The organism is Methylocystis echinoides (assembly GCF_040687965.1).
GTDB classification, from domain to species: Bacteria; Pseudomonadota; Alphaproteobacteria; order Rhizobiales; family Beijerinckiaceae; genus Methylocystis; species Methylocystis echinoides_A.
Genome location: NZ_CP156084.1, coordinates 1,898,209 through 1,917,500 on the forward strand (window position 1 = coordinate 1,898,209; position 19,292 = coordinate 1,917,500).

Below are 19,292 nucleotides of genomic sequence, written 5' to 3' on the forward strand. Positions count from 1 at the left end.
TGGGTTGATCCCGCGCCAAACGAGCGGAGGAGGCCTCGATGACTGAAGGAAATTTTGCATGGCTGTTGCCTGTCTGGCTGATCGGCGCGCCCTTCTTGATCGGGCTGGTCGAGTATTTCAGACTGCCGAAAAGCCAGCGCTAGGGGCAGGCAGTGAACCCACACGGCCGCGGCGGCGCACAGCGGCGCGCGTCACGTGGAGGGTTCGCGCGGCTGCCTGGCCAAAGGGAAACACGGTCTTGAGAAGCTGCGCGCCTAACATGCGCGCAGCTTTTTCTTTGTGCATTTCACACCAGGCCGGCTTTACAGGCGGGCGCGGAGAAGGCCGGAGCAGGCGATCGAACTAAGCTTCTTCTTTTTTCTTCGAAAATGCGATTGGAGATAATGCGCGCCGGCGCGCGTCAAGCCGTGAACGAGCGCCATGGGCGGGCGATCGCCTGCTGCGGGAAGGAAAGGAAACGCTTATGCCGATCTTTCCCGCTCAACATTACCGATAAATCGTGAAGACACGCCCCAGCCCGTAAATTTATATGCAGTCGGATCGTCTCTCCCATAAAGCGCGGCAAGCGCTCCCAAGGAAGCGACCTTCAACGAACCACGACGGCTCCAGAAGAGCGTGGACCGTCTTTACGAGGCGACGTCGCCCTTACAAGAAGCCTTAAACCGGCCTTGCGGGACGTCGCAGGAGGACTCGTCGATGAGGAAATTCCTGAATTCCGTTTCCCTGCTGTCGGTCTTGATCGCGACGCCCTTCGCGATGACGATAGCGGCGCGAGCCGAAGACCGGCTCGAGGCGCTCACCAAGAGCGAAGACAATTGGGCGATGCAGGGCAAGAACTACAGCGCCAACCATTACAGCACGCTGACCCAGGTCAACGCCGAGAACGTCAAGAACCTGAAGGTCGCCTGGTCGTTCTCGACCGGGCTGCTGAGCGGCCACGAGGGCGCCCCGATCGTCGTCGACGGCAAGATGTATGTCCATACGTCCTTCCCCAACAACACTTTCGCGCTCGATCTCAGCGATCCGACGCGAATCCTGTGGCAGCACAAGCCCAAGCAGAACGCCGCCGCGCGCGCTGTCGCCTGCTGTGACATCGTCAATCGTGGCCTTGCTTATTGGCCGGGCGATGGCAAAGCGCCCGCGCTGATCATCAAGACGCTCCTCGACGGCAATGTCGTCGCGCTCAACGCGGAGACGGGACAGGAATATTGGAAGGTCGAAAACTCCGATTTCAAGGTCGGCTCGACGCTGACCGTCGCCCCACATGTTTACAAAGACGTCGTCCTGATCGGCAGTTCGGGCGCAGAACTCGGCGTGCGCGGCTACATGACGGCCTATGACGTTCGCACCGGCGAGCAGAAGTGGCGCGCCTATGCGACGGGTCCGGACTCCGACGTGCTGATCGGAGACGACTTCAACAAGGCCAATCCGCATTACGGCCAAAAGGGCCTCGGCACCTCGACCTGGGAAGGCGACGCCTGGAAGATTGGCGGCGGCACCAACTGGGGCTGGTTCGCCTTCGATCCGGGCACGAACCTCGTCTATTACGGCAGCGGCAATCCGGCGCCGTGGAACGAGACCATGCGCCCGGGCGACAATAAATGGACGATGACCATCTGGGGTCGCGACCTCGAGACCGGCCAGGCCAAGTTCGGCTATCAGAAGACGCCGCACGACGAGTGGGACTATGCGGGCATCAACTTCATGATGCTCTCGGAGCAGAAGGACAAGGAAGGCAAGCTGCGCAAGCTCCTGACCCATCCTGACCGCAACGGCATCGTCTACACGCTCGACCGCACCGACGGCACGCTGATCTCAGCCGACAAGATCGACGACACGGTCAATGTCTTCAAGAAGATCGACCTCAAGAGCGGCCAGCCGGTGCGTGATCCGGAATATGGCACGCGCATGGACCATCTCGCCAAGGACGTCTGCCCCTCGGCGATGGGCTATCACAACCAGGGTCTCGACTCCTATGATCCGACCAAGGAGCTGTTCTTCCTCGGCGTGAACCACATCTGCATGGATTGGGAGCCCTTCATGCTTCCCTACCGCGCGGGGCAGTTCTTCGTCGGCGCGACGCTGAATATGTATCCGGGTCCGAAGGGCGATCGTCAGAAGGCCGAGGGCCTTGGCCAGATCAAGGCCTACAACGCCATCACCGGGCAGTTCAAATGGGAGAAGATGGAGCGCTTTGCGGTTTGGGGCGGCACGGCCGCGACCGCCGGCAACGTCGTCTTCTATGGAACGCTCGACGGCTTCATCAAGGCCCGCCACAGTGACACCGGCGAATTGCTCTGGAAGTTCAAACTGCCCTCGGGCGTCATCGGCCATCCCATCGTCTATCAGCACAAGGGCGTTGAATATGTCGCCATCCTGTATGGCGTCGGCGGTTGGCCGGGCGTTGGTCTCGTGTTCGACCTCCAGGATCCGACGGCTGGTCTCGGCGCGGTCGGCGCGTTCAAGCAGCTCGCCAATTATACGCAGATGGGCGGCGGCGTCATGGTGTTCTCCCTCAACGGCCAGGGCCCCTACGATAATCTGAGCCTCGGCGAATACAAGGCAAACTAGTCTCCTCCCGCTTGCAATAGCGATTGTGAGGCGCTTGCTCGGACGCAACCCCATGCGTCCGGGCAATGCGAGGCAAAATGACGGAAGAAGTAAAAATGTCGCGTGTCATCCGCTCGTCCATCAGGTTCGGCGCCGCTGCTTTGGCGATGCTTGGAGCCGCCAGCGCATCCGGCGCCTCTCTCGGCGTCTCCGGCGAGGCCGCGGCCAGCGCTTCGGCGCAGCCGGCGTTGTCGGCGCCGGCCGCCGATCCCAACGTGCTGCGCATTTGCGCCGCGAAGAATCAGCCGCCCTTATCGATGGAAGACGGCTTAGGCCTCGAGAACAGGATTGGCGTCGCGCTTGCCGACGCCATGAAACGCAAAGCGCAATTCGTCTGGTCCGATCGCCCGGCGATCTATCTCGTTCGCGACTATCTCGACAAGAATCTTTGCGACGTGATCGTCGGTCTCGACACGGGCGATCCGCGCGTCTCGACGTCCAGGCCCTATTATCGCACCGGCTACGTCTTCGTGACGCGAGCCGATCGCGATCTCGACGTGAAGTCTTGGAACGACGCGCGACTTAAGAAAGTCGGTCATATCGTCGTCGCCTTCGGGTCGCCCGGCGAAGTCCTCCTCAAGGACAAGGGGCAATATGAAGACAATATGGCTTATCTCTATTCGCTGGTTAACTTCCGATCGGCGCGGAATCAGTACACGCAGATCGACCCGAGCCGAATGGTTGGAGAGGTCGTGAACGGCTCCGCCGAAATCGCGGTCGGCTTTGCGCCGGACGTAGCGCGCTACGCGAAAGAGTCGACGACGCCGTTACGCATCACCCTTATCGAGGACGATGCAGCCAAGAGCAACGGCGAAAAGGTTGCGCAGCGCTTTGATCAGTCGGTTGCGGTCCGACGCGACGACAAGGCGTTGCTCGCCGCGGTCGATGCGGCGCTCGTTTCGGCCAAACCCAAGATCGAGGAAATTCTCAAGGCGGAAGGCGTGCCGCTTCTCCCCCTCGGCCAATAGATGAGCGGCGATTACCGAACAGGAAGCAAAAACGTGTCGAACCATAAGAAAAGCGCGGCCCGCATCATCGGCGCCTCGATCGGCGGCATCCTCGCGGCGACGGCGCTGGCGCAATCGGCCATCGCGTTTAGAAACACCATCACCGGCGAAGTGCTGAATTTCAGCGACGCGCTGCCAGAAGGGAAAGACACGCCGGCGGTCAAGGAATTCATGTCGACCGGCAAAAATCCTTATAATGAGGACGTAAGCTGCCTGAAACAGGGAGAGCAGATTTTCCTCTCGGCCTGTTCCGGCTGCCACGGTCATCTTGCAGAAGGCAAGATCGGCCCCGGCCTCAACGACGCTTATTGGACCTATCCGCAGAACGAGACCGACGAGGGGCTCTTCTCAACGATCTACGGCGGCGCCCAGGCGTCGATGGGGCCGCAATATCAGAATCTTCAGCTCGACGAGATGCTGAAGGTCATGGCCTGGATTCGTCATCTGTTCAAGGAGGCGCCGGAAAAGGCGACCTGGCTGACGGACGCCCAGCGCAAAGCCTTCAAGCCTTTCGGCGGCCATGAGGAGCTGCCGGAAAATCCCGCCGGCAAATGTCAGGTCAAGAAATAAGGCCAGATCCGCGCAGTGTTCCGCCCCCATCGGCCGGAGGCGCAATCAAAGAGGCTCTTGCCTCACAAATGGAGGAACCAGGGATGCGTAAGATCCATGTCGCCGCGGCGCTTGCCGTCGGCATTGTCTTCGGCGCCGGGAGCGCGCTCGCCTATGACGGGACGAAGTGCAAGTCGCCCGGCAACTGCTGGGAGCCCAAGCCCGGCTTCCCCGAAAAGGTGGAAGGCTCGAAATACGATCCCAAGCACGACCCGAAGGAGCTCGCCAAGCAGCAGGCGTCGATCCAGAGCATGGAAGAGCGCAACAAGAAGCGAGTCGAAAATTTCAAGAAGACCGGCAAATGGGAATATGACGTGAGCAAGATCGCTCAGTGACGGCATTCGCCGCGTCCATGACGCGACGAAGGTAAGCGGCCACGATCTGGACTAAGGCGTTATTCGGCAACAGCGCGCTTTTAGTCTTTTCCCGAGATCGTGGCCGCCTTTTTTGGCGATGTTCTAAGGTTTGCGCCTTGAATCGGGTCTCACACACGAAGCGAAATCTCGAGGAATGGCGCGACCGCGCGCTTGCATTCGAGCTGGAAGTCCAAAAAGCGGTCGTCGGCCAGGCGCGCGTGATCAGGCTCGTGACGGTGTGCATCTTCGCACGCGGCCATGTCATGATCGAAGGCGACGTCGGCGTCGGCAAGACAACGCTGCTGCGCGCCGTTTCCCGTGCGTTAGGCGGGGACTTCACCCGTGTCGAAGGCACGGTGGACATGATGCCGAGCGATATTTTATATCACACTTATCTCGGCGACGACGGTCGCCCGCGCGTTGAAGCCTCGGAGCTCCTACGCCTCGCCGAGACGCTGCCGGTCTTCTTCTTCAACGAGATCAATCGCGCGCGGCCGCAGGTCCATTCGCTGCTTTTGCGTCTGATGGCAGAAGGAAGCGTCACGGCGTTCAACCGCTTATATCGCTTTCCCTATCTCCAAGTCTTCGCGGACCGCAATATGGTCGAACGCGAGGAGACATTCGAACTGCCGGCCGCCGCGCGCGATCGCTTCTTCATGGAAATTCCCATGGGCGCGCCGAGCGACCCGGAGGCGCGGCGCAAGCTCGTTTTTGATCCAGCCTTCCAGGATGTGGACGCGCTTCTCGAGCGTGTCGCGCCCGGCACGGTGGATTATCGCGAGATCGGCCGGGCTGCGCGTGCGATTCAGGAGACCGTGACGGCGAGCGGCGCTCTCGAAAGCTATGTGCTGGCGCTCTGGGCAGGCCTTACGCAACCCGCTTCCATCGGCATAACCCTGGGGGATATCGATGTCTCGACGCTTGTCAAAGGCGGCGCCAGTCCGCGCGGGCTCGCTACGCTGGCGCGCGCGGCGCGCGTGCGCGCCTGGCTGGAACGCCGAGACTATTTGACGCCGGACGATATCAGAGACGTTTTTTTCGAGGTCATGGCGCATCGCATCTTCGTCGATCCGATCTACGCTTTGCGCGGCGAGGAGCCAGTGAAGCAACTCTGCCAAGCTGTCTTCGAAGCGACTCCGGTCCCATGACGATGCAAACCGACGTCATGTACCGTCCGAGCGGGCGCTTCCGGTCCAATCATGCCGGCGCGCATGTATCGAGTGAGGTCGGCGGCTTCGGCGTATTTCGCGATCAGACGCCTTTCTTGCGCTACCCCGACGCCAGACGCATCGATCTGCGTGCGACCTTGCGCGATCCCTTCGGCGAGACCCATGTCCGGCGCTTCGAACAGCGGAGCGCGATCGATGTCTACGCCGTTGTCGACCTTTCCGCGTCCATGAGTTTCGTCGGCGCCGTCGACCGATTCGCAGTCGCCTGCGATATCTGCGCGGCCCTTGCCTTTTCCGCGACGAGGCTCGGCGACCGTTTCGGCCTTATCGCCGGGGGCGATGTCGTGAGCGCGCGCGTGTTTTGCCCCGCGACGCGATCTCGACGCGCGGCGCTTCGAGCCGTTGACAAGCTTCGAGAAGAGAGTCCCGCGGGCGCGAGCGTGGAGGGTTTGAAAGACGCCGCAAAACGGCTTGGTGCGGCGCGCAAGCTCGTGCTGCTCATCTCCGATTTTCGCTGGTCGACGCGGCTGACGCGGAGCGTCTTCGATCTGCTCGCCCTTCATGACGTCCTGCCGGTTGCGCTCGTCGACTCTTGCGAACTCGATCCGCCACGCTGGGGCCTGCTCGAGTTACGCGATCCGGAGACCGCGCGGCGGCGTCTGATGGTGATGAGGCCAGCTCTGCGCGAGAAATGGATCGACGCAGAGGCGAGGCGTAGAGACCGATTGATAGAGCTGGCGGCCGGACGCCTTCGGCCGCCGATCTTCATCGAGAATCGCTTCGATCCCAAGTCCCTCAGCTCGCGCCTGATGACGGCGTGAGGCGCGTCATGCGTATCGTGCTTCCGCTCATCGTCGCGCTCGTCTGGGCTCTTCCGGTCGAGGCGCGTGACTTCCGCGTCAAGATCCACTCTGCCAGGCCGTTCGGCTATTTCGTCGGCGACCTGATCCACGCGCGGGCGGAGATCGTGGGGCCGGCGGAGGCCACACTGTTCGCGTCGTCGCTGCCTCGGCCCGGACCGCTCGGGATTTCGCTGGATCTCAAGGATGTTGGCGTTCGCACGACGGCTGACGGCTCCCAAAGGCGATGGGAGATCGACCTCGTCTATCAAAACTTTTACGTCGCGCTCGATGTCCGCCATATCGAGATCCCTCCCTTAGATTTACGCTTCGACGACGAGACCGTTACGGTTCCCGCCTGGAGCGTCGGCGTTGCGCCCTTGCGCGAAATCGCGCCTGCGAAGCAGGACCGCGCCGAAGATGATTTGCGCCCCGATCCGCCGGTGGTCTTTGCCGACGAGACTCGGCCAAAGCGCCTTGCGCTCTCCTTCGCAGCGCTCTCTCTCCTTGCGCTCGCAGCCGTCGCGCGAGATCGCGCCTGGCCGCCATTCCAAAAAAGGCGCGCGCGCATCTTCAACGCCCTGGCCCGCGAACTCGCTACGCAATCAAATTCCGACGTCCGGTCTCTCCGGCGCGCCTTTCAAAGCATGCATCGTGCGATTGATCGCGCCAATGGAGGGGCGCTGCTGGCCGAAGATGTTTCGGCCTTCTTGTCTCGGCGATCGGAATACGCGGCATTGAAGCCGTCCTTCGACCGCTTCTTCTCGGCCTCGCAAATCGCCTTTTTCTCCGCCAAGGGCGATGGGGCGGACGATTACGGGTTCGCCGAGCTCCTCAAATTCGCGAAAGCGCTCGCTCGCCAGGAGCGCGCGCAATGACGGCCTTAAGCTTCGATCGTCCGGAATTGCTCTTGCTCGCGCCGGTCGCTGTCGCGGCGCTTCTGAAATCCGTGTTGCGCGGATCCACAATTTCGTCTCTGGACGGCGTTCCCGCTGACGCGCTGTCGACGCTTGTCGCAGCATCTTTGAAATTCCTCGGCCTCGCAGCGCTTCTTGCAAGCCTCATTGGGTCCGCGGGGCCATTTTTCGCGGGTGAAGAGATCGAGCGCATCGCCGAGGGCGCGGAGATCGTCATGCTGATTGATCGTAGCGGCAGCATGAATGAAACTTTTGCAGGCAGGAATCCCTCGGGCGGCGAGGAGTCCAAAGCCGCAGCCGCCAAGCGCATCCTGAAAGCCTTTGTCGACAGCCGCCGAAGCGATCTCGTCGGGGTCGTCGCCTTTTCGACGTCGCCGATGCTGGTCACGCCACTCTCCGATCACCCGAGTCTGACCAAGGCGGCGATTGACGCGATGGATCGTCCTGGTCTCGATTACACGAATATTGCGCGCGGTCTCGCCATGGCGCTGTCGGTGTTTCGCGCAGGCGACGCCGATCATTCACGCGCAATTCTTCTCGTCTCGGATGGCGCGGGCCTGATCGATCCGAAAATCCAGGACGATCTCCGTGCGGATTTTCGCAAGACGCATGTCAACCTCTATTGGCTCTTCCTGCGCACCGAAGGAAACCGGGGGATCGACGGCGCCCCCGAAGGCGACGCCGAAACGCCGCAGGCGGCGCCGGAGCGGCATCTTGATCTCTATTTCAAATCGCTCGGCGTGACTTATCGCGCGTTCGAGGCGGAAGGGGCGAAAGCGATTGAGGAAGCGTTGCGCCAGATCGATCGACTCGAACGGCGGCCTATGCACTATTTGGAGAAGCTCCCCCGTCGTGACCTGAGCGGCCTGCTTTTCGCCACGGCGCTCGGCGCGACGGCTTTGCTTCTCATCGCCAAATCCGCGGAAACACGCCTGTCGCCCCCGAGGAGGGCGTTGTGATCGAAGCCCTTCGCGCGAAATTGCTCGAGGTCTGGCGCGCGCAGCGCTCCCTACTCCTCGTCGTCGCCTGCCTTGGATTTGCGCTGGCGACGGGCTTCGAATGTATCGAATGGCGGCGCGCAATCATGACCAACGACGTGATCGAGGGCCTTCGCGCTGGGCGAGACATACGCGTCGATCCTGAAGCGCGGCCGGAAGCGCTGCTGGCGCGCATCGCCTTCCTCACGAAGCGCAATGAACTCGACCAGGCGCGCGGCCTTCTGGAAGCTTTGGATCATGCCGGCGACGCGCAGACGCGCGCGCCGGGGCATTATCTTCTCGCGAATGCACTGCTGCTTTCGGCGCTGGAGCATGTCGAGAAATTGGAGCTCGACGCCGCCAGTCCTTTCGCCAATCTGTCCAAGCGCGAGTATCGCCGCGCGCTCCAGTTAAACCCTGAATTCTGGGACGCCAAATTCAATATTGACGTGGCGGCGCGGCTCCTGCGCGACTTTCCGGATTATGAACGAAAGAGCGGCGATGAACTCAGCGCCGATCCCAATAAGCTCTGGACAGACATTCCAGGTAAGCCGAAAGGCCTGCCCTGATGCGTCCGGACTTCCGCGATCCCCGCTTGATTCTGCTGGCGCTGGCGGCGGGGCTTCTCATCATGACGTTGGTGACGCCGCAATGGCGGGCCGCGCGATCGAGTTACGACCTTTTGGCCGTTGTCGACATCACCGGCAGCATGAATGTTCGTGACTATGCCGCCGCGGGAAGGCCAATCAGCCGTCTGGAAAGAGTCAAGGCGGCCTTGCGGGCGCTGATCGCTGGCCTGCCTTGCTCTTCGCGGGTGGCGCTTGGCGTCTTCACCGAGCGTCGACCTTTCCTGTTGTTCGAACCGGTCGACGTCTGTGAGGATTTCTCGCCTCTCGAAGCAGCGATCGCGGCGCTCGATTGGCGCATGGCTTGGGAGGGCGACAGCCGCATCTCGGCGGGCCTGTTCCGCGCCATCGATATGGCGCGAGAATTGAAGACCGACTTGCTGTTTTTCACGGACGGTCAGGAGGCCCCGCCGCTGCCGGCGTCAGGCGGCCCCGTTTTCGAAGGCAAAGCGGGAGAAACGCGCGGGTTGATCGTTGGAGTCGGCGGTTACGAACTCTCGCCTATCCCAAAATTCGACGACAGGGGACGCGAAGTCGGCTTTGTCTCGATCGACGAAGTGCCGCACGAAAGTCGCTTCGGCCTGCCGCCCAAGGACGCCGAGCAGCGCGAAGGCTATAATGCGCGCAACGCGCCATTCGGCGCGACGGCCGCGATTGGCGTGGAGCATCTTTCCTCGGTGAAAGAGGCGTATCTGCGTACGCTCTCGGAGAAGACCGGCCTGGGCTACGTCCATCTCGACGACAAGGCCGGTTTGCTCGACGCCTATCTCGCCGCCGGCGCGTCACAAACGCGCGCAGGCGCCCTTGATCTGCGGCCCTTTCTCGGCGGCGCATCCGCTCTCTGCCTATTCGGCGTCTTTTCGGTCGCTCCGCTTTTCGAACGCTTCGCGCATAGACGGCGGTTGGCCTGAAATAAGAAAGAGGGAGAATAAACATGAGAACATCACTGTCGCTGATCGCCTTGCTGTTCGCCGCGCCAGCGCTCGCGCACGGGCCGACGCCGATCAAAGTCGATGAAACCATTCTCATCGCCGCCGATCCCAAGACCGTGTGGGCGGTCGCAGGGAAATTTGACGGACTCGCCGCCTGGCATCCGGACGTCCAGGCCGTGAAGGCTACGGGTGGCGACGCGGCGGGCGCCGAGCGCGACGTGACGCTCAAGAAGGGCGGGGCGCTGAAGGAAGGTCTCGACGAATATGACGCGGCTGCGCACAAGCTGTCCTGGCGCATGTCCGATCCCAATCTCGAGGCGATGCCCGTCAGTTCCTATTCGCTGACCTTCACAATCGAGCCGGCGGCCGGCGGCGGCAGTCAGGTGAAATGGTATGGGCGGCTCTATCGCGGCGACACCAGCAACGAGCCGCCGGAAAATCTAAACGACGACGCGGCGCGCGCGGCGATCGCCCTTTATCTCCACAACGGGCTCGAGGGGCTCAAGAAGAAGATCGAAGGCAAGTAGCGTGACGCGATCCACCCTCGCCAAAGCAGGGCTTGCGCTTGTGGGGCGTCTTCTCCGCGCCGCTTGCGGCGGAGAGGAGCGCGCCAGCGCTCCCCAAGCCAAATGTTGGCGGACGACGGGCGCGGCGAGGGCTATGCGGAAATCCTATTGGGGCTTCGTAAGTGGCGAAGGCGGCAGGCCGGCGTCAGACCTGTGGAGAGCTTTGCCCGCATTCTTACAACTTGCGCCACAAGGGGGTCGCGCGCGAAGACGCATTGAGTCGGCTTTCCGCGCGTTATCGAGACGCCAAAGCGATTCCGGTGAACCAGGCGCTCACACCAGTTTCATCGCAACCTTGTTTTCAACCGCGATGCGGAGGAGGTCCGCTTTCGAGCGCGCTCCAAGCTTGCGCTTGAGCAGGATGCAATTGTTCGCGACCGTCTTATACGAGACCTTCAGGATGTGCGCGATCTCGGTCATGTCCTTGCCATTGGCGAGATTGCGCAGGATTTCGATCTCCCGGCCATTTAACGCGTCCAGCGGATTCTTGGTCAGGCTCTGATCGGCGAAAGCCAGTCTGAGCGCCAGATTGTTGGAGAGAAAGCGTTCCCCCGCTTCGACCGATCGAATCGCCTTGATGAAGATCTTAGGATCTTCGCTTTTCGCCAGATAGCCCCGCGCGCCCCGTTCGATCGCGCGGGCTGCAAAAACCGGATCGTCGTTCATGGTGAAGACAATGACTCTTGCGCCGGGGTTGCGCTTCAGCAACAGACGAAGCAGTTCGAAGCCCGAGACGCCGGGAAGATTGATGTCCAGCACCACCACATCCGGAGCGGTCGAAGCGTATTTTTCCAGCGCTTCGTCAGCATTGTGGGCCTCGAACACTTCGATGTCCTTTTGCCCCGAGAGCATGCCTCGGCAGCCCTCGATCACCATCGGATGGTCGTCGACGATCAGAACGCGCATGACGATTTTTCTTGCTGTGAGCCTCTATCTTTGTTGTGAAAAGCCTGCGCGGTGTCAATCGTCTTGTCGCGACTTCGAGGCCATTCTTTCCCGGGCGACGGCATGATCTCTCTGAAGGCAGGGTTGAGCTGGCTCATCGGCCTGGCGCTGCTGGCGACGCTCCTGATCAATCTCACCATTCAGTTGATGCACGCCGGACCGCGCGTTCGCGCTGAGGCAGGAAGTAATCTCCGTCTTGCCAGGGAATTTGTCCTGACAACGATTGCAACTCTTCCCGATAACGAAGATCCCGCACCGGCGTTGCGCAGGCTTTATGCAAATCTCGGCAGCCTGCGTCACGTCGACATCAGGATACTCGAACGTGGCGAAGCGCCGCCCGCGCTGTGGCCTCGAAGCGGCGACGCTTCCGATGATGATCCGCCCGCATGGTTCGTCAAGATGGTCGATGTCCCGCCGCCACGGGTCATCATCGTTCCAATCCGCATCCACGACCGCGAATTTGGCGGCGTGGCGATCGTCTCAAATCCGCTCGACGAACTCGGGGAGATCTGGTCCGATATGACGCGGCTCGCATCGATCAGCCTTATGGTGACCCTTGCGATCATCGTTCTCATGCTCGTCCTCGTGCGATTTTCGCTCACGCCTTTTTCTGCCCTGCAGGCCGGTCTCGCGGATTTGGAGACCGGTAAGAGCGGCGTCAGGATCGCACCGGGCGGCGCCTCGGAGTTTCGAAACATTTCCAGCGCGCTCAATTCACTGGCGACGACGCTCGATCGGGTGCGTCAGGAAAACCGCGATCTCGTCAACCAACTCATCGACATTCAGGACAGCGAGCGCAAGGAAATCGCCCGGGACCTCCACGACGAAGCCGGACCATGTCTCTTCTCGATCCGCGCGGCGTCCGCTTCGCTACAGGAAGCAGTTGCTCAATCTCCGCCCAATACGGCGCGAATCCAACAAATCTGCGCGATCGTCGACACGGCGAGCGAAACGCTGCAGCTGTTGATCGGGGGGCTGCTCGGAAGATTGCGGCCGAAGGGCCTGTCCGAACTCGGGCTCGAGGCGGCGCTCAAGAGCCTTTTCGCCTCCTGGTCGCTCGGCCATCCAGAGGTCGAGTTACGGCTGTTGGCGCCACATGATTTGTCATCGCTCGACGAAACGACCGCCTTCACCGCGTATCGCGTCGTTCAGGAGAGCGTCACCAATATCTTTCGACACGCCAAGGCGAGTTGGGCTCAGGTGAGCATCGAATTCGGATGGGAGAGGATCGAAGAGCGGGGCGAAAGCGAAGCGGACGAGCTCCCGAGATTGACCCTGGTTGTCGAGGACAATGGAATTGGCGTTTCGGAACAACGTCGGTCGGGGATGGGCTTGCTCGGGATGCGCGAACGTGTGCAGGGACGGGGCGGCACGATGAAAGTCGAGCGACGGGCGCAGGGCGGCACACGGGTGATCGTCGCGCTCCCGATCGGCGATGAAGAAGAGCCGGACCGCCGGTAGGGCGTTCCTGGGACGCACATCTTTGAGTGGGAAAATGTGGAAAAAGCGATGGGGAAATTTTCAGGCTGATTGAACCGCGCCTGGTCGTTATTTTAAGGCGAGGGCTTTGTCTCAAGCCCGCCCAAAGGAGGAAATCATCATGACCTGGTCAAACCCGTTGATCGTCGAAGTATGCGTCGGCATGGAAATCACCAGCTACGAGTCGGCTGAAATCTGAGCCGTAGACGACTCCGCTCGCGACGTGGCTGTAGCTGCGTCGCGACGAAGTTGTCGCGGGGACGAATGCGGTCCGCGTCCCGGTCTCCCGAGCCCTTGTCCTGGTATTCAGTTCGAGATCTCTTTGTGCGTTCAAACAGATTGAATAGCGTCGCTTTCTTCTTGCGTTCGATCGACCACCCCTCGCTGGCAAGCTGTTCGTGAACCCACGCACCCGGTATTTCGGCGACGGCAGACAAACATGCAGGCGCTGCAGCGCGCCTTAGCAAGGCGTTTCGTCCCTGTTTTGGCGTTTAGCCGTTACCGCAAGCCCGATGGTTTCGCCGTCTCTGTCTCCCATGCGTCAGGCCACGGGCGACAAGCCGTCGTATAAAAAACTTTGCAGGCTCCTCTGCCGCAACCCCCGGCCCGCTCCATCTATAGCGATAGCTCTAGGAGAGTGAGATGCAGGTCACGCTGACCATCGACCGGGCCGACGCGGAAATGCTCTTACGAAGCTTAGAGCATCGACACGAGCGCTTGTGCGATATCCGGCGGCAGCTTTGCGAGCCGGATCCTCAGGATGAGCTCGAGCGTGAGGAGGCTGCCTTTTTCCAAGAGGAAGACGCGGCCGTCGCACGCGCCATCAGCGCGTTGCGCACGCTCCTGGCTGTCAGGCCCGCAGAATGAAGGATGCCGTTCATGGACGGCAAAGGCATCTCGTGACTGCGTCTGCGCCGCACCCCGACACGCCGCCAATGGCGTGTGTGCGATGTCTCGATATCGCCGATCGCTGGTTGACCTCGTGCGGCGGGGGCCAGTGCAACGCGGCGTTCCTCACATTCGCCAGCTTCTCCGATGAAAGCCTTGCCGACCAGTGCATCTCGCGGTGGGGCCTGGACCAGCCTCAGGGGGAGGACAACGATTTAACCTGGTTCGAGGCGCACGAGGCAGACCGGGATTTGCTGATCTGGGCTTTCTCGGCGCTACGCGCGTTCGCCACCCAAACAAATCCTCCGCCACGCTGATTTCAAGCGGCGCCCCGCAAGCCGCATCGTAGCCTCCGGCCGTTGCGCGGCGCTCTGAGCCGCCCGCGCCGGACGACCGCCCGCGCATGACGCAGGCGGTCACATGATTATGGCCGCCGCTATTTATCTCAGGCTATCGGCAAGACCGCAGGGCCGAACGCCGCAAGTAATCACCAGCGGCGCCAGTACGGCCTGCGCCAGCCCCAGCCGCCCCATTGGCCGCCGCGACGGCAACCGCCCCAGGGTCCGCGATGCCCATAAGGGCCGCATCCGCCGTATACTTTTTCAACCGGCGCATCGACGCCGTCCATCTTTTGGAGGGGCATCGCCTGCGCCGCTCCCGGGCCAAACGCAAATGCAAGGCCGACGCTCAAGGCGACTGAAACAAGAAAGGATCTAAAGCTCATTCAAACCTCCCAAGCGGACAACGGGTCAACGCTATTAAGAGCCTGTCCGCGCGTGCGAATTTACAACGGACACAGACGGGCGCCATTGAAATCTGGCGGGAAGGTAAAAGCCGCGGCCGAGCGCAAGGCGCTCCGCCGAAACCATCGATCGGACGTATTGTCGCGTCTCGACCTGGGTTGAATTCTGCTGGCGATCTCGATGCTGTTCCAGCGCAAGCGCGGCGGGCGCGTTATTGAAGTCTTCACTATGAACACATCAAATGCAACGCAACGGGTTAACCAATTTCATCTTGGTGTTACAGTTTACCATCCCGTCGCGTTTCGAAGGTGCAACATGTTCCTGCGTTCTGCTTCGATCGTCGCGACCCTGGCGACAGCATTGTCCTCATGCGCAAGCGTCACTGAATCGAAGGGGCAGTTTCCCGATCGCTCATTTTTCGCCCTTTACAATGAGCGTTGCGACTGCCCCGATCAGAATAAGTCAAGAGTCTCGACCTCCTACCCCGACGCCGCTTCTGCAACGGCAGACTGGCTGAACGCCGAGATGCGCCCGTAAGTCGCCTGCAGAGCCTGCTGCGGGGCCAGTGCGCGACAGCATCGAGCGCCAAAGGACGGGCCGCGAGTTATCGCTGCTCGACCGACGCAGGCGCTTATGGAACGCACACTTGCTGCTGTGATCGCCATTGCCGCTGCTTTTTTTCTGTCGCCACGGCGTCTGGCCCGATGGCGCATCCGTGACCGCAGGCGATCACAGAGTCGTCTTGCCGGAGGACTTAAAATGGCGACTCAATCCCGGTTTTCACGAGGAAGAGCAGACAGCCGACCACGGCGCCAATCACCGTGCCGTTGATTCTGATGAATTGCAGGTCATTGTCCACGGCGCGCTCGATGAGCTCGGCGAAGGCCTTGCTTTCGTAGCTTCCCACGACTTCCGCAATGCGCTCGACGAGCGCGGTCTGAAGCGGCAGAAGCTCCATGCCGACAGAGGCGAGCACGGCGTCGAGCTCCTGTTGCGTCTTGGCGTCCGCGCGCAAGCGTTCGCCTAAGGCGGCCAGAACGCCGGCGACGGCCGCCCGCCGCTCTTCATCAGCGCCTTTGCGGCCGTGGGCGCGGGCGTCGAACAGCGATGCAAGCCAGACTTCGAAGTTCGGGCTTTCGATCATCCGCGCGACCCAGTCCTGCAGGCGGTTCGCATTTTCGCGCGAGAGAAGCGCGGTCCTGATCCTCGCCTGCGCGGTGTCGATCAGGACTCTCCGCGAGGCGTTGTTCTTGTCGCTCAGCTCTCGCAGCAGCCGCTCCAGACCCTCCAGAATTGCGCGCATGACTTGCCGATCGAAGCTGCGGCGCAGCAGCCCTTGCCGCCGCCTTGCCGCGGATTCATTGAGATGCCCCGCCTTTCGGTGCAGAAACGATTGCGCCGTTTGCAGGACGTCGTCGAGCAGGGCGGCGTCGAGGCCGGTTTCGCTCAATGCGTTGGTCGCGATGTCGAGAAGCGGCCGGAGGTCCGACTTGCGCAAAGCCGGCCTGAGCATCTTTGCGGCGAGAACGCCTGTCTCGCGCATCGGCGCGGTTTCGAAGAAGTGATCCGTCGCCCTGCGCGCGTTCGCTTCGACGCTCAGCCAGTCCCCGAGTCGGCGCGCCGGTTCGGCGCTTCGGATGGCGACGGCCAGACTCTCGGCGGACAGGAAATTCTTTCCAAGAAAATTGGCGAGCCCCTGGCCGATGCGGTCCTTGTTCATCGGCACGATGGCCGTGTGCGGAATGGGAAGCCCCAGGGGCCTACGAAACAGCGCCGTCACCGCGAACCAGTCAGCGATCCCGCCAACGAGAGACGCCTCCGCCGCGGCGCGGACGAGCCTTGTCCAGAAGCTTCGCTCGTCGAAAGCGAAGGTGAGCAGAAACACGGCGGCCATCGCCACGAGCAAGCCCGTCGCAAGAGTCCGCCGCGTCGGCGGAAAAAGAGGGCGCGCGTGGCCTGCGTTCATCTCCCTCAACCTGATCGCGCCTCGCCTCGCTTCAAGAGACGCCCGACCGGCTGGGTGCGCGGCTCCAGGACGCCGCGCCGCTTGAAGCGGGGTCGACCGGCCCTATCACTTCACTCATCTCGGGACGAAGCCGATCTTCGACAAAGGCCTCGAACCGCAACGACGGCGGGCCCATCCAGCACCTCGGAGCTTCATCATGGCGCGACTTGCTCGAAATCTCTTTCTTGCGCTAGCGGCCGGCGCGGCGGGCGGGGCGGCGGCGTCGCTATTGCAACGGAAGGATGGCGGAGTACATCCCACGGCGAAACGCGCGGTGAAGAGTGGAATGCTGTTATACGATCGACTCCGCGGCGTCGTCGGTGAGGCGACGGAGACGATGTCGGACATCGTCGCGGAAGTGCAGGCCGAGATCGAGGCGGAGCGAACCGCGGAGAGCGCAGGCGCCGACGACCATGTCGTGCCCTTCGAAATGAAAGCGACGGAGTCGGAGAAGAAGGCGCATGGCTGACCTTCCGCAGGCCTACGTCGTTCACGAAACGCCGACGCGGCTGCGCTTGAAGATTCCGGCGCGGCGGCACGACAAAGCCTATTTCGGCGAGGCTTCGCGGATTCTGGCGGAGAAATTGCCCGCCGCCCGGATCGACGCCAATCCTGTGACGGCGAGCATATTGATATCGGGTCCGGACAGCAGTCGACTGCTCATCGAGAACGGCGGCCCGTTCCGTATTTCACTCGAACCCGAGAGCCAGGTCGGCGCATTGGGGCAGCAGTTGCAGGCGCTCAACCAGCGCCTCTTGACGATGTCGGCCGGTCGCGTCGACGCGCGCGCCTATATCATCCTTGCGCTGCTCCTCAGCGCGATGTTCCAGATTGCGCGCGGGCGCGTCTTCGCGCCCGCCGTCACGCTGCTCTGGTATGCCGGGGAGGCGATACGCGCCTGGACCCCAGAAGAGACCCGGCGCTGAGCGACGCCCATGCAGGAGCGCGGCGCGGCGAGCGGTCTGACTCTTGTCCACACCGCGGTGCGCGGCAGGGTGAGGGTGCGCGTCCCCGGATTGAAGGGCGCGGGCAGGCTCAAGCGCGCCCTGGAGAGCGTCCTGTCTGGGACGCAAGCCGTGCAACTGGCCACCGGAAGCGTCGCCACCGGAACGCTTCTGGTCGTGTTCGACGACCGGGCGGATGTCGCGACGATTTGCCAAGCGGTTGAAAAGGCGCTGTTGCGGTACAGGGCGGGCGACCTCGGAGCCGGCCCCGCGCGACGGGACCGAACGCCCTGGCATGCGCTGCCGGTGGATCAGGCCTTGAGCCGGCTGCGCAGCTCGATGACGGGACTTGAAACCAGATCCATTGCGGGTCGGTTGAAACGCTTCGGCGAAAACATCCTCCCCTCCATCCCCGGGCGTGATCGCTTGGAGATTTTCGTCGAGCAGTTCCAGAGCCTGCCCGTCGCCTTGCTGATTGGCGCCGCCGCCTTGTCGGTTATGACGGGCGGCGCGGCGGACGCCATCGTTGTCCTCTCAGTCGTTGCGCTCAACGCCGGCATCGGCTTCGCCACGGAGACGCACGCCGATCGCGCCGTGCGCGCATTGTCGAAGCCCTTGAGCGGCGGCGTCCCGGTTATCAGGCAGGGGAAGAGCGAAGTCATCGCCGTCGAGAGCGCCGTTCCGGGCGATGTGCTGGAACTCAGGCCAGGCGCCATCGTCGCCGCGGATGCGCGCGTCGTCGCCGCACAGGGATTGATGGTAAATGAGGCGACCCTGACAGGCGAAAGCGCCCCCGTGCGCAAATCGCCCGAGCCGCTGTCGGCGCGAAACGTCGCTCTCGCCGACCGGTCGAACATCGTCTATCGGGGGACGGTCGTCACGGGCGGCAGCGGCCGCGCCGTGGTCGTTGCAACCGGCGCCGACACTGAAATCGGCATGGTTCAGGGATTTCTCGAAACGGCGACGGCGCCCGACACGCCGCTTCAGCGGCAACTGGACCGATTGGGTCGTCAGCTCACGCTGCTGGCGGGCGGCGCCTGCGCGCTTGTCTTCCTTGTCGGCCTGTTACGCGGCTTCGGTCCGTTCACGACCTTCAAGAACGCCATAGCGCTCGCCGTCGCCGCCGTCCCCGAAGGCTTGCCGACCCTGGCGACGACCACGTTGGCGCTCGGCGTCAGAGAGATGCGCAAGCGCCATGTTCTGGTGCGTCGTCTCGACGCCGTGGAGACGCTGGCCTCCGTCCGCGTCATTTGCCTCGATAAGACCGGCACGCTCACCTTCAACCGGATGTCCGTCGCGGAGGCGAGTTGTGGCGGGGGCGTCTATTCCTTGATCGGCGGCGCGGCGGCGGAGCGTGATCGACATCCGCCGCCGGACGTCAAGAAGCTGGGCGAGATCGTCGCTCTTTGCAATGAGGCGGGGCTGAAGGACCAGGCCGACGCGTCGGCGACCGAAGCGGCGCTGCTTGCGTTTGCGGAAGACATCGGCATAGACGCGGCGCGCCTGCGTCATGATCATCCGATCGAGCGGATCGCCTATCGGACCGAGCGGCAGATGTTCATGATCACGCTTCACGGCGCGAGGGGCGGCCAAAGGCTCGCCGCCGTCAAGGGCAGCCCCGAGTCTGTGCTCAGGCTCTGCGATCGGATGCTGATCGGCAGTGACGAAGTCATGCTGACC

Annotated in this window: 22 protein-coding genes (1 of these 22 running past the window's edge); 19 read left to right on the top strand and 3 right to left on the bottom strand. The window is 62.3% G+C overall.

What is annotated here, in order from left to right:
• Positions 1–696 precede the first annotated feature (696 nt).
• From RVU70_RS09260 to RVU70_RS09310, 11 genes are all read left to right on the top strand, one after another.
• Positions 697–2,571, top strand: a complete 1,875-nt coding sequence (locus RVU70_RS09260) for a methanol/ethanol family PQQ-dependent dehydrogenase (protein ID WP_363345536.1) — start codon at positions 697–699, stop codon at positions 2,569–2,571.
• Positions 2,572–2,666: 95 nt separating this feature from the next.
• The gene (gene moxJ / locus RVU70_RS09265; protein ID WP_363345538.1) at positions 2,667–3,578 is read left to right on the top strand and encodes a methanol oxidation system protein MoxJ; all 912 of its coding nucleotides are present in this window, start codon (positions 2,667–2,669) and stop codon (positions 3,576–3,578) included.
• A gap of 33 nt (positions 3,579–3,611) precedes the next feature.
• Positions 3,612–4,187, top strand: a complete 576-nt coding sequence (moxG, locus tag RVU70_RS09270) for a cytochrome c(L), periplasmic (RefSeq protein WP_363345540.1) — start codon at positions 3,612–3,614, stop codon at positions 4,185–4,187.
• Between the two features lie 83 nt (positions 4,188–4,270).
• Entirely contained in the window at positions 4,271–4,561 is a 291-nt protein-coding gene (locus RVU70_RS09275; protein WP_363345542.1) for a methanol dehydrogenase [cytochrome c] subunit, read from the top strand.
• Positions 4,562–4,698: 137 nt separating this feature from the next.
• Entirely contained in the window at positions 4,699–5,730 is a 1,032-nt protein-coding gene (locus tag RVU70_RS09280) for a MoxR family ATPase (protein WP_363345544.1), read from the top strand.
• Positions 5,727–6,572 (top strand): VWA domain-containing protein, encoded by an 846-nt coding sequence (locus RVU70_RS09285; RefSeq protein WP_363345546.1) that lies wholly within the window; start codon positions 5,727–5,729, stop codon positions 6,570–6,572. Before RVU70_RS09280 ends, RVU70_RS09285 begins: the two co-directional genes overlap by 4 nt.
• Positions 6,573–6,580: 8 nt before the next feature.
• Positions 6,581–7,468 carry a nonribosomal peptide synthetase MxaA gene (locus RVU70_RS09290; protein ID WP_363345548.1) on the top strand — a complete coding sequence of 296 codons (888 nt, stop codon included), beginning with the start codon at positions 6,581–6,583 and terminating at the stop codon, positions 7,466–7,468.
• Positions 7,465–8,466: a vWA domain-containing protein gene (locus tag RVU70_RS09295; RefSeq protein WP_363345550.1), complete on the top strand. Its 1,002-nt coding sequence runs from the start codon at positions 7,465–7,467 to the stop codon at positions 8,464–8,466. Before RVU70_RS09290 ends, RVU70_RS09295 begins: the two co-directional genes overlap by 4 nt.
• Complete coding sequence (locus RVU70_RS09300) at positions 8,463–9,053, top strand: MxaK protein (RefSeq protein WP_363345552.1); 591 nt, start codon at positions 8,463–8,465, stop codon at positions 9,051–9,053. The genes RVU70_RS09295 and RVU70_RS09300 overlap by 4 nt, the downstream gene beginning before the upstream one ends.
• Positions 9,053–10,021, top strand: a complete 969-nt coding sequence (locus tag RVU70_RS09305; RefSeq protein ID WP_363345553.1) for a vWA domain-containing protein — start codon at positions 9,053–9,055, stop codon at positions 10,019–10,021. The genes RVU70_RS09300 and RVU70_RS09305 overlap by 1 nt, the downstream gene beginning before the upstream one ends.
• 23 nt (positions 10,022–10,044) lie before the next feature.
• Positions 10,045–10,569 (top strand): SRPBCC family protein, encoded by a 525-nt coding sequence (locus tag RVU70_RS09310; RefSeq protein ID WP_363345555.1) that lies wholly within the window; start codon positions 10,045–10,047, stop codon positions 10,567–10,569.
• Positions 10,570–10,881: 312 nt separating this feature from the next.
• On the opposite strand, the gene RVU70_RS09315 is transcribed toward RVU70_RS09310, so the two are convergent.
• Entirely contained in the window at positions 10,882–11,514 is a 633-nt protein-coding gene (locus tag RVU70_RS09315; RefSeq protein WP_363345557.1) for a response regulator transcription factor, read from the bottom strand.
• A gap of 102 nt (positions 11,515–11,616) precedes the next feature.
• On the opposite strand from RVU70_RS09315, the gene RVU70_RS09320 reads away from it, so the two are divergent.
• The 4 genes from RVU70_RS09320 (at position 11,617) to RVU70_RS09335 (ending at position 14,237) form a co-directional block, all read left to right on the top strand.
• Positions 11,617–13,014: an ATP-binding protein gene (locus tag RVU70_RS09320; RefSeq protein WP_363345559.1), complete on the top strand. Its 1,398-nt coding sequence runs from the start codon at positions 11,617–11,619 to the stop codon at positions 13,012–13,014.
• 106 nt (positions 13,015–13,120) lie between these two features.
• The gene (gene pqqA / locus RVU70_RS09325) at positions 13,121–13,231 is read left to right on the top strand and encodes a pyrroloquinoline quinone precursor peptide PqqA (protein ID WP_363345561.1); all 111 of its coding nucleotides are present in this window, start codon (positions 13,121–13,123) and stop codon (positions 13,229–13,231) included.
• 443 nt (positions 13,232–13,674) lie between these two features.
• On the top strand, positions 13,675–13,899 hold the full coding sequence (locus tag RVU70_RS09330) for a hypothetical protein (RefSeq protein WP_363345563.1): 225 nt from the start codon (positions 13,675–13,677) through the stop codon (positions 13,897–13,899).
• A complete protein-coding gene (locus tag RVU70_RS09335) occupies positions 13,896–14,237 on the top strand; it encodes a hypothetical protein (protein WP_363345565.1) in 342 nt (113 codons plus the stop codon). Before RVU70_RS09330 ends, RVU70_RS09335 begins: the two co-directional genes overlap by 4 nt.
• 170 nt (positions 14,238–14,407) lie before the next feature.
• Here RVU70_RS09335 and RVU70_RS21600 read toward each other — a convergent pair whose 3' ends face one another.
• Positions 14,408–14,563, bottom strand: a complete 156-nt coding sequence (locus tag RVU70_RS21600) for a GCG_CRPN prefix-to-repeats domain-containing protein (protein WP_405044790.1) — start codon at positions 14,561–14,563, stop codon at positions 14,408–14,410.
• 280 nt (positions 14,564–14,843) lie between these two features.
• On the opposite strand from RVU70_RS21600, the gene RVU70_RS09340 reads away from it, so the two are divergent.
• A complete protein-coding gene (locus tag RVU70_RS09340) occupies positions 14,844–15,200 on the top strand; it encodes a hypothetical protein (protein ID WP_363345567.1) in 357 nt (118 codons plus the stop codon).
• Between the two features lie 217 nt (positions 15,201–15,417).
• On the opposite strand, the gene RVU70_RS09345 is transcribed toward RVU70_RS09340, so the two are convergent.
• Positions 15,418–16,629 (bottom strand): DUF445 family protein, encoded by a 1,212-nt coding sequence (locus tag RVU70_RS09345; RefSeq protein ID WP_363345569.1) that lies wholly within the window; start codon positions 16,627–16,629, stop codon positions 15,418–15,420.
• Positions 16,630–16,825: 196 nt separating this feature from the next.
• Here RVU70_RS09345 and RVU70_RS09350 point away from each other — a divergent pair, with 196 nt between their 5' ends.
• The 3 genes in view from RVU70_RS09350 to RVU70_RS09360 are tightly spaced (at most 9 nt apart) and all read left to right on the top strand, a layout consistent with a single transcriptional unit that may run on beyond the window.
• Entirely contained in the window at positions 16,826–17,137 is a 312-nt protein-coding gene (locus tag RVU70_RS09350) for a DUF5132 domain-containing protein (RefSeq protein WP_363345570.1), read from the top strand.
• Complete coding sequence (locus RVU70_RS09355; RefSeq protein WP_363345572.1) at positions 17,130–17,594, top strand: hypothetical protein; 465 nt, start codon at positions 17,130–17,132, stop codon at positions 17,592–17,594. Before RVU70_RS09350 ends, RVU70_RS09355 begins: the two co-directional genes overlap by 8 nt.
• A gap of 9 nt (positions 17,595–17,603) precedes the next feature.
• Positions 17,604–19,292 carry the 5' portion of a cation-transporting P-type ATPase gene (locus tag RVU70_RS09360; RefSeq protein WP_363345574.1) on the top strand. 1,245 nt of this gene lie beyond the right edge of the window, so 1,689 of the gene's 2,934 nt are visible here — the first part of the coding sequence; it begins with the start codon at positions 17,604–17,606; the stop codon falls past the right edge of the window.